Source organism: Vibrio sp. V42_P2S4T144 (assembly GCF_009904715.1).
In the GTDB taxonomy this organism is placed as follows: Bacteria; Pseudomonadota; Gammaproteobacteria; order Enterobacterales; family Vibrionaceae; genus Vibrio; species Vibrio alginolyticus.
The window spans coordinates 1-9,571 of sequence record NZ_WXWS01000636.1; the positions used below are offsets into that span (position 1 = coordinate 1).

Annotated in this window: 11 protein-coding genes; 8 read left to right on the forward strand and 3 right to left on the reverse strand. The window is 45.9% G+C overall.

All coding sequences use genetic code 11. The features are described from left to right. From CAG68_RS20595 to pgpA, 6 genes are all read left to right on the forward strand, one after another. Positions 1-484, forward strand: a 484-nt coding sequence (locus CAG68_RS20595; protein WP_161441603.1) for a riboflavin synthase, incomplete at its 5' end; no start/stop codon positions are given. A gap of 173 nt (positions 485-657) precedes the next feature. Then, positions 658-1,767, forward strand: a complete 1,110-nt coding sequence (ribBA, locus tag CAG68_RS20600; protein WP_005381573.1) for a bifunctional 3,4-dihydroxy-2-butanone-4-phosphate synthase/GTP cyclohydrolase II — start codon at positions 658-660, stop codon at positions 1,765-1,767. A gap of 169 nt (positions 1,768-1,936) precedes the next feature. Next, a complete protein-coding gene (gene ribH / locus CAG68_RS20605) occupies positions 1,937-2,407 on the forward strand; it encodes a 6,7-dimethyl-8-ribityllumazine synthase (protein WP_005381572.1) in 471 nt (156 codons plus the stop codon). Beyond that, positions 2,407-2,874: a transcription antitermination factor NusB gene (gene nusB, locus CAG68_RS20610; protein WP_005381571.1), complete on the forward strand. Its 468-nt coding sequence runs from the start codon at positions 2,407-2,409 to the stop codon at positions 2,872-2,874. Before ribH ends, nusB begins: the two co-directional genes overlap by 1 nt. Before the next feature lie 78 nt (positions 2,875-2,952). Then, positions 2,953-3,918, forward strand: a complete 966-nt coding sequence (gene thiL, locus CAG68_RS20615; RefSeq protein ID WP_042521205.1) for a thiamine-phosphate kinase — start codon at positions 2,953-2,955, stop codon at positions 3,916-3,918. Positions 3,919-4,009: 91 nt separating this feature from the next. After that, positions 4,010-4,516 carry a phosphatidylglycerophosphatase A gene (gene pgpA, locus CAG68_RS20620; protein WP_031780838.1) on the forward strand — a complete coding sequence of 169 codons (507 nt, stop codon included), beginning with the start codon at positions 4,010-4,012 and terminating at the stop codon, positions 4,514-4,516. Positions 4,517-4,574: 58 nt separating this feature from the next. Here pgpA and dxs read toward each other — a convergent pair whose 3' ends face one another. The 3 genes from dxs to xseB are packed head-to-tail and all read right to left on the reverse strand — an operon-like array spanning position 4,575 to position 7,609. Continuing rightward, the gene (gene dxs / locus CAG68_RS20625) at positions 4,575-6,440 is read right to left on the reverse strand and encodes a 1-deoxy-D-xylulose-5-phosphate synthase (protein ID WP_005383623.1); all 1,866 of its coding nucleotides are present in this window, start codon (positions 6,438-6,440) and stop codon (positions 4,575-4,577) included. 20 nt (positions 6,441-6,460) lie between these two features. Then, positions 6,461-7,345, reverse strand: coding sequence for a (2E,6E)-farnesyl diphosphate synthase (gene ispA, locus CAG68_RS20630; RefSeq protein ID WP_033905843.1), 885 nt, complete (start codon positions 7,343-7,345; stop codon positions 6,461-6,463). A 21-nt stretch (positions 7,346-7,366) separates the two neighbouring features. Then, positions 7,367-7,609 (reverse strand): exodeoxyribonuclease VII small subunit, encoded by a 243-nt coding sequence (xseB, locus tag CAG68_RS20635; RefSeq protein WP_005381566.1) that lies wholly within the window; start codon positions 7,607-7,609, stop codon positions 7,367-7,369. Between the two features lie 263 nt (positions 7,610-7,872). On the opposite strand from xseB, the gene pomA reads away from it, so the two are divergent. Together pomA and CAG68_RS20645 are read left to right on the forward strand one after the other, a co-directional pair. Then, a complete protein-coding gene (gene pomA / locus CAG68_RS20640) occupies positions 7,873-8,634 on the forward strand; it encodes a flagellar motor protein PomA (protein ID WP_005381564.1) in 762 nt (253 codons plus the stop codon). A 14-nt stretch (positions 8,635-8,648) separates the two neighbouring features. Beyond that, the coding region (locus CAG68_RS20645) for a MotB family protein (protein ID WP_161441604.1) at positions 8,649-9,571 on the forward strand (923 nt) is incomplete at its 3' end.

The window sequence follows — 9,571 nt, forward strand, 5'->3', positions numbered from 1 at the left end:
CTATTACAGTGCTGATCTGTCATTAGAAACCTTGAAGAAAACTGGGTTTTCTGAATACCAAGTAGGCGATAAGGTGAATCTAGAAAAAGCCATGCTGCCAACAACGCGATTGGGTGGACATATCGTTTCTGGCCATGTCGATGGGGTTGGTGAAATTGTCGAACGCAATTCAGTTGGCCGTGCGATAGAATTTTGGGTTGCAATGCCTGCGGAAATTAGCAAGTACGTTGCAGAGAAAGGCTCGATTACTGTTGATGGTATTAGCCTAACCGTCAACGACTTACGTAAAAATGCTTTTAAGCTGACGATCGTTCCTCATACGAGTGAAGAAACTACGATTGACCAGTTTCAAGTGGGGCGCAAAGTCAACTTGGAAGTTGATGTACTTGCGCGTTATATGGAGCGTTTACTGCAAGGACAACAAGAAGATAAGGCTGAGTCTCGTATCACGATGGACTTTTTACAGCAAAACGGTTTTGCATAAGTCTTGGGAGTGGCTGCGTGAGGCATGCGATAAAGAGCAGACTCACAGAACACCGCGAGATTCATTGACTTGCTTGATGCAAAGCTCAAACTATTGACCTAACTAGCATTCACTGCAACGTAATTTTTCATTGCTGTCGCAATAACAAATTTAGAATAACGGGATAACAGACTATGCCAATCAGTACGCCACAAGAAATTATTGATGATATTCGCGCAGGCAAAATGGTCATCCTAATGGATGATGAAGACCGCGAGAATGAAGGTGACTTGATCATGGCTGCCGAGCATATTACGCCGGAAGCCATCAACTTTATGGCAACCTATGGCCGTGGCCTGATTTGTTTAACCATGACCAAAGATCGTTGCGAAAGTCTAGGTCTGCCACCAATGGTGCAAGACAATAATGCGCAATACACCACCAACTTTACTGTTTCGATTGAGGCAGCAGAAGGGGTAACGACTGGTATTTCAGCCGCAGATCGCGCACGTACCGTTCAAGCAGCAGTCGCGCCAAACGCTAAAGCTGCGGATTTAGTGCAGCCTGGTCACATCTTCCCTCTCGCAGCTCAAGACGGCGGTGTACTGACTCGTGCAGGTCACACTGAAGCTGGCTGTGATTTGGCTCGTCTTGCTGGTTTAGAGCCAGCATCGGTGATTGTTGAGATCTTAAATGACGACGGCACGATGGCTCGTCGCCCAGATCTAGAGATCTTTGCAGAGAAGCACGGTATTAAATTGGGCACTATTGCCGACCTAATTGAGTACCGCAATAACACTGAGACAACGATTGAACGTGTGGCAGAGTGCAAGTTACCGACAGAGTTTGGCGAGTTCACGTTAGTCACGTACAAAGACACCATTGATAATCAAGTGCACTACGCAATGTGCAAGGGCGATTTGAAAGAAAAAGCGCCACTGGTTCGCGTTCATCTTCAAGACGTTTTTACCGACTTACTACGTAGCGATCGTAATGCAGAGCGCAGCTGGACACTAGATAAGGCAATGAAACGCATTGGTGAAGAAGGCGGTGTGCTGGTTGTTCTTGGCCATGAAGAATCGACCGATCTACTTATTCATCGCGTGAAGATGTTCGAAGCGCAAGACAAAGGTGAAGCCCCAACGCTTGCTAAAAAACAAGGCACGTCTCGCCGTGTTGGCGTTGGTTCACAGATTCTTGCGGATCTCGGTGTACATGATATGCGCCTTCTGTCATCGACCAACAAAAAGTACCACGCGTTAGGTGGTTTTGGTCTGAACGTTGTTGAGTACGTCTGCGAGTAACAACCGAACAATAAGTTCCTAGTCTTTGACGTGCTTAACTCGTCAATGGCTAGGAACCGGTGATTTGCCTCCAATTTCCATTAGATATTGCTCACAAATTTGTGCTAGAATCCGGCGATTCTCACTTGATGAACATATTTCACTTATAAATAGAGTTAAAGGAAAGCTTATGAAAGTGATCGAGGGTGGCTTCCCAGCGCCAAATGCAAAAATTGCTATCGTTATTTCTCGTTTCAACAGTTTTATTAACGAAAGCCTACTTTCTGGTGCGATCGATACACTAAAGCGTCACGGACAAGTAAGCGAAGACAACATCACGGTTGTGCGTTGTCCAGGTGCCGTAGAACTACCTCTAGTAGCTCAGCGTGTTGCTAAAACTGGCAAATTCGACGCTATTGTTTCTCTAGGGTCTGTTATTCGCGGTGGAACGCCTCACTTTGACTATGTTTGTAGTGAAATGAACAAAGGTCTAGCACAAGTGTCTATGGAATTCAGCATTCCAGTAGCATTTGGTGTTTTGACTGTTGATACGATCGATCAAGCGATTGAACGCGCAGGAACCAAGGCTGGTAATAAAGGTGCAGAGGCTGCACTAAGCGCACTTGAAATGATTAATGTACTATCTGAAATTGATTCCTAATGGGGGCCAGTGTGAAACCAGCCGCACGTCGTAACGCACGTCAATTCGCTCTACAGGCGATCTACTCATGGCAAATTACTAAAGAGAATGTTGCCAAGATTGAAGAACAGTTTTTGTCTGGCGACAAATACGATGAAGAAGAACTTCATGCATCTGAGCCAGCGCTTGCTGCTCCAGAGACAGACGTAGCTTACTTCCGTGAACTATTAAGCGGTGTTGTACTTAGCCACGCTGAGCTAGATAGCAAAATTCGTCCATACATCTCTCGTCCTATGCAGGATTTAGATATGATGGAACTTGCTCTTCTTCGCCTTGCTATGTACGAGATGACTCGTCGCGAAGATGTTCCTTACAAAGTTGTTATCAATGAAGCGATTGAACTTGCAAAAGTTTTCGCAGCAGAAGATAGCCACAAGTTTGTGAATGGTGTACTTGATAAAGCAGCACCTCACATTCGTAAGAAATAACGATTTCTTCAATGAAAAGGTCAGCACATGCTGACCTTTTTTGTATCAAAAGCTTTTACATCAAAAAGTAAGTGAATTATGTCTGGTGAATTTAATCTGATAGACAAATACTTCGTCGGTCGTCAGAGCCAACGTAAAGATGTCCATCTAGCCGCTGGTGATGATTGCGCTTTGGTCAAAGCGCCAGCTAATGTTCAGATTGCGATTAGCACGGATACATTGGTAGCTGGAACGCATTTCTTAGCCGACGCGAACCCAGCATGGGTCGCACACAAAGCATTGGCTTCTAACATCAGTGATTTGGCGGCGATGGGCGCAACGCCTGCGTGGGTGAGCTTTGCATTAACGATGCCTGAGCCAGATGAAGAATGGCTTGCACCTTTCTGTGATGCATTTTTCGAACTGGCTGATTACTATGGTATTCAGTTAATAGGCGGTGATACCACCAAAGGCCCATTGTGTCTGACACTGACGGTGCAAGGTTTTGTACCTGAAGACAAAGCGCTCACGCGATCCGGCGCCAAGCCTGGGGATTGGGTATACGTAACGGGAAACCTTGGCGATGCAAAAGCTGGCTTGGATGTGATTCTAGATGACTCTCTGCGCAGTAGAGCCGGCGCGGAAGCACTAGAGCGAGCTCATTACCTTAGTTCTCCGCGTGTGCTTGCTGGACAAGCTCTTGTTGGCTTAGCCTCGTCGGCGATAGATATTTCAGATGGTTTAATCTCTGATATTAAGCACATTTTACAGCGATCTCAGGTTGGGGTTAGTATTGATGTCTCTCAGCTACCGATCTCTTCAGAATTAGTCCAGTTTTTAGATGATAAGATCAGCGCGCAGCAGTATGCTTTAGCAAGTGGCGAAGAATACGAGTTGTGTTTTACCTTGCCGGAGCAAAATCGAGGCTCGTTACAAAGCGCTTTATCTCATACTGGCTGTAAGGTCACATGTATTGGTCAAATCCGACCAAATGGAACCTTCGAGCTGCATGATAACAATCAACCACTTGATTGGGACTTAAGTGGCTTCGACCACTTTAAATGATCTGAGCTAAGCTCTAGCCAAGAGCCTGTTACTATTGAGTAACTCGCAGGCATGACGATTGAAACCAAACTAGCAGTATAGGTTTAAGGATATGACCAACCCTCTTTCTCTGATTTCATTAAAGAATCCGTGGCATCTATTGGCGACGGGTTTTGGCAGTGGATTATCCCCGTTTATCCCTGGAACAATGGGCACACTGGCGGCCGTGCCTTTCTTTTTGCTGTTGGCACAATTACCATTTACGGCGTATGTCATTGTTGTTCTGATTTCGTGTGTGATCGGCATTCAAATATGCCAAGTGACGTCTGCAGACATGAAAGTACATGATCATGGTTCAATCGTATGGGATGAGTTTGCGGGCTTTTGGATTACGATGAGCATTGTACCTGCACTGAATATTCCACTCACTGAATGGAAGTGGTTGATCACTGGCTTCATCTTATTTCGTTTTTTCGATATGGTAAAACCTTGGCCAATTGGGTGGCTAGATAAGCGAGTTCACGGTGGGCTGGGTATTATGGTTGATGATATCGTGGCGGGAGTTATGGCTGGTGTTGCCCTGTTTCTAGTCGCAAAATACGCTGGCTGGATGAATTAAACCATGAACTAAACACTGGACGTAAAAAAGGGATGCCATGAGCATCCCTTTTTACATGCTATTTTGCTAAATAATCCAAGATGGATTTTTCAATTCCTTTTGCATCGAGACCAAGCTCTTCATGCAGTTCATCTTGTGTTCCCTGATGAATAAACTCATCGGGTAAACCTAGGTTCAACACAGGTTTAATGATTTTATCTTTCATCATGAACTCAACGACACCCGCACCTGCACCACCTGCGATAACATTTTCTTCTAACGTCACGAGCACGTCATGATCTGCGGCTAATTGACGAATTAATGCTTCATCGAGCGGCTTCACAAAGCGCATATCAGCAACAGTGGCGTTAAGGTATTCTGCCGCTTCTAGCGCGTTACCCAAGAAAGTACCAAAGTTCAGAATAGCAACTTTTTCACCTTGGCGAACCATGCGCCCTTTACCGATTTCTAACGCCGTAAACTCAGTTTCGATTTCTACGCCCATGCCGCTACCACGAGGGTATCGAACCGCACTCGGGCCAGAATGCTTATGGCCAGTGTAAAGCATTTGTCGGCACTCGTTTTCGTCGCTTGGCGCCATGATCACCATGTTCGGAATACAGCGCATAAAGCTCAAATCGAACGCACCTTGGTGAGTTTGACCATCTGCGCCAACGAGACCTGCGCGGTCGATCGCAAACATCACTGGTAAGTCCATGATCGCGATGTCGTGGATCAATTGGTCATAACCACGTTGCAAGAAAGTCGAATAGATAGCAACGATTGGATGATCGCCCGCAATTGCCATGCCTGTTGCCAGTGTCACTGCGTGCTGCTCAGCAATCGCCACATCAAAGTATTGGTCTGGGTACTCTTTTGAGAAACGCACCATACCTGATCCTTCGCGCATTGCTGGCGTAATTGCCATTAGCTTAGGATCTTGGGCCGCCATGTCACATAAAAAGTCACCGAAGATCTTTGAGTAAGTTGGCTTACCGCCACTGCTCTTCGGCAGACAATTATGCGTTGGATCGAATTTAGGAACACCATGGTAGCCGATAGGATCTTTCTCGGCAGGCTCATAACCTTTGCCTTTCTTGGTCATGATGTGTAGGAACTGAGGACCTTTGAGCTCACGCATATTTTTCAGCGTTTTGACGAGTTCATTGACGTCGTGCCCATCAATCGGGCCAATGTAATTAAAGCCGAACTCTTCGAACAGAGTACCAGGCACTACCATGCCTTTTAGGTGCTCTTCCGTACGGCGAACCAACTCTTTAATAGGTGGAACACCAGACAGCACTTTCTTACCGCCTTCACGGATAGAAGTGTACAAGCTACCAGAAAGTACCTTCGCAAGGTGGTTATTCAGGGCGCCGACGTTTTCTGAAATCGACATTTCGTTGTCGTTCAAAATCACCAACATATCAGGATGAACGTCGCCAGCGTGGTTCATGGCTTCGAATGCCATGCCTGCTGTAATTGCGCCATCACCAATCACACTGACGATTTTGCGACCTTTACCTTCTTTTTGTGCGCTGATGGCCATGCCAAGACCTGCACTAATCGATGTCGAAGAGTGGCCGACAGATAAGGTGTCATATTCACTTTCTTCACGCCAAGGGAAAGGGTGTAGACCATCCTTTTGGCGAATTGTTGGCATTTTATCGCGACGTCCGGTGAGGATTTTATGCGGGTAAGCCTGATGACCAACATCCCAGATCAATTTGTCGATAGGGGTGTTGTAAACATAATGCAGAGCGACAGTTAGCTCTACGGTGCCTAAGCCAGACGCTAAGTGTCCGCTAGATTGGCTCACTGAATTTAGCAGATACGTTCGCAGTTCATCACACAGATTTGGTAATGTTTCTTTCGGAAGAAGACGTAATTCTTCCGGTGTATTTGCTAACGCCAGTGTTGGGTACTTTGAAATATCAAGAGTCATATAAATGCGCGCTTATAGTGTTAATTTTTGCGCTCGATGACATATCGGGCGAACTCTTCGAGTAACTGAGTATTGTATGGGATAGCTTCCAATGCTTGAAGTGCTTCCTGTAACAGAGTGTGAGCTTTCTCTATGGCTCCCTCTAAACCCAGCAGGGAAGGATAAGTGCTCTTATTCAGACCTTGGTCGGAACCTTGAGGCTTACCCAGTGTTTCTGTGTCACTGATGATATCAAGAATATCGTCTTGAACCTGAAACGCCAAACCAATTGCTTTTGAGTAGCGCTCCAAGTGAGGTAGAACCTCGATACCTTTCTCACCAGCAGCTAATGCACCTAATTTTACCGCACAATCAATCAGAGCTCCGGTTTTTTTACGGTGTATCTCTTCCATTTCTTCAAGAGAAACTTGGCGATTTTCCGCGCCTAAATCTAAGGCTTGCCCTACACACATGCCGCTGGCACCAGAGGAATGCGCTAAGGCTTTGATCATGCTGATGCGTTGAGCTTCAGCCGCCGGGCTTAATTGACCATCAGCAATAATAGTGAAGGCAAGAGTTTGTAGTGCGTCACCTGTCAGTATTGCGGTTGCTTCATCAAACTTAATATGACAAGTTGGTTGACCTCGACGCAGTTCATCATCGTCCATGGCTGGCAGATCATCATGAATGAGTGAGTAGGCATGTATACATTCGATAGCAGCGGCGGGGGTGTCTAAGTCTTCAGGTTTACAGCCGAGCATTTGACCTGTGATGTAAACAAGAAAAGGGCGAACGCGTTTTCCACCTAGCAAAAGGCCGTATTTCATTGCTTGAATCAATGGCTGCTCTTGATATGGAAGCTGATCGAGCCACAAATTCAATTGCTGATTGTTTCTTTGTTGAAAAGACGTCAATGTCTGTTGCATCACATTGCTCACTACTGATTGTTATTCTGAATCTGGTTTGAAGTCACTCAGTGGTGCTTCATCATCTTCACTAAGAAGAATGCTCACGCGCTGTTCGGCGTCGCTTAATTTAGTTTGGCCTGCACGAGCTAAGGCAATGCCTCGTTCAAACTTACGCAGGGCATCATCTAGAGCAAGATCGCCATTTTCTAATTGATCAACCAAGCTATCAAGCTCTTCAATGGTTGCTTCAAAGGTCATGTTTTCTGGTTTCTTGACCGCCATCTTTTTTCTGCCTTAATCAAGCCTCGGGTAAGATGCACGAAAGTTACCTTAGCCTAGTAACTTGGTCAAATTTAACCTTATATAATTGTCACAAAATTAGCGTTCAACGAGTCTAAGCGGTGAAACCCCATATTTTGGTTGAGGTTGTTAGGTGTAATTTGTGATCCATTAGCTAAGATTTTTCTAAAAATTCTGCGCGAGTTGTCGATACAGGTAATAATCCGCCCAATGGCAGTATTTGAGTATAGCGTGAGGAGTGCTTTGTGGATTTAGCAACCCTATTAGGTTTGATTGGTGGTTTTGCATTCGTCATTATGGCGATGGTGCTTGGTGGCAGCATCGGCATGTTTGTCGATGTCACGTCGATCCTTATTGTCGTTGGTGGCTCAATATTCGTCGTGTTGATGAAGTTCACAATGGGACAGTTTTTTGGTGCGACAAAGATTGCTGGCAAAGCCTTCATGTTTAAAGCGGATGAACCCGAAGACCTGATCGCAAAAATTGTGGAAATGGCCGACGCGGCACGTAAAGGTGGTTTTCTTGCTCTTGAAGAGATGGAAATAAACAACACATTCATGCAGAAAGGCATTGATCTACTTGTTGATGGCCATGATGCCGACGTTGTGAGAGCGGCACTCAAAAAAGACATCGCGCTTACGGATGAACGACATACGCAAGGTACTGGTGTATTTCGCGCCTTTGGCGACGTTGCTCCTGCGATGGGAATGATTGGCACCTTGGTTGGTCTTGTTGCGATGCTTTCAAACATGGATGACCCTAAAGCGATTGGACCAGCAATGGCCGTTGCACTCTTGACCACATTGTATGGCGCGATCCTGTCCAATATGGTGTTTTTCCCTATTGCGGATAAGCTTTCTCTTCGCCGTGACCAAGAAACGCTAAATCGCCGTTTGATCATGGATGGCGTATTAGCGATTCAAGATGGCCAAAACCCGCGAGTGATCGATAGTTACTTGAAGAACTACCTCAATGAAGGTAAACGTGCCCTTGAGATTGACGAGTAACTTGGAGAGTCGTGATGGATGATGAAGATAACAAATGCGATTGTCCGCCACCCGGCCTCCCGTTATGGATGGGGACATTTGCAGATTTGATGTCGCTACTGATGTGTTTCTTTGTTCTTCTGCTCTCGTTTTCTGAGATGGATGTACTGAAGTTCAAACAAATTGCAGGATCAATGAAATTTGCCTTCGGTGTGCAAAATCAGCTTGAAGTGAAAGACATTCCCAAAGGTACTAGCATTATTGCCCAAGAGTTTCGACCGGGTCGGCCGGAACCAACTCCGATTGATGTCATCATGCAGCAAACCATGGACATCACTCAGCAGACGCTCGAATTTCATGAAGGGGAGTCTGATCGAGCTGGTGGCACAAAACGTGATGAAGGCAAGTTAACGGGTGGGCAATCGCCAGAAACGTCAACTCAAAACAATGAGTCTGCCGAAGCGGACATGCAACAACAGCAATCTAAAGAGATGTCGCAAGAGATGGAAACCTTGATGGAAAGCATCAAGAAAGCCTTAGAGCGAGAGATTGAGCAAGGCGCCATTGAAGTTGAAAACCTCGGTCAGCAGATTGTTATACGTATGCGTGAAAAAGGTGCATTCCCAGAAGGTTCGGCCTTCTTGCAGCCTAAGTTTCGTCCTTTAGTTCGTCAGATTGCAGAGCTAGTAAAAGACGTGCCAGGCATTGTTCGAGTATCTGGCCATACAGACAATCGACCGCTAGACTCGGAACTTTATCGTTCTAACTGGGATCTCTCTTCTCAGCGTGCAGTATCAGTCGCGCAAGAGATGGAGAAAGTGAGAGGCTTCTCTCATCAACGTTTAAGAGTACGAGGCATGGCAGATACGGAGCCCTTGTTACCGAATGATTCTGATGAAAATCGCGCGCTTAACCGACGGGTTGAAATCAGCATTATGCAAGGCGAGCCTCTCTACAG

Excerpts from the sequence above, each read along its gene's own strand:
- thiL (WP_042521205.1), top strand. The coding sequence starts at position 2,953 with ATGTCTGGTGAATTTAATCTGATAGACAAATACTTCGTCGGTCGTCAG.
- dxs (WP_005383623.1), bottom strand. The coding sequence starts at position 6,440 with ATGACTCTTGATATTTCAAAGTACCCAACACTGGCGTTAGCAAATACA.
- ribH (WP_005381572.1), top strand. The coding sequence starts at position 1,937 with ATGAAAGTGATCGAGGGTGGCTTCCCAGCGCCAAATGCAAAAATTGCT.
- ispA (WP_033905843.1), bottom strand. The coding sequence starts at position 7,345 with ATGCAACAGACATTGACGTCTTTTCAACAAAGAAACAATCAGCAATTG.
- xseB (WP_005381566.1), bottom strand. The coding sequence starts at position 7,609 with ATGGCGGTCAAGAAACCAGAAAACATGACCTTTGAAGCAACCATTGAA.
- nusB (WP_005381571.1), top strand. The coding sequence starts at position 2,407 with ATGGGGGCCAGTGTGAAACCAGCCGCACGTCGTAACGCACGTCAATTC.
- ribBA (WP_005381573.1), top strand. The coding sequence starts at position 658 with ATGCCAATCAGTACGCCACAAGAAATTATTGATGATATTCGCGCAGGC.
- pgpA (WP_031780838.1), top strand. The coding sequence starts at position 4,010 with ATGACCAACCCTCTTTCTCTGATTTCATTAAAGAATCCGTGGCATCTA.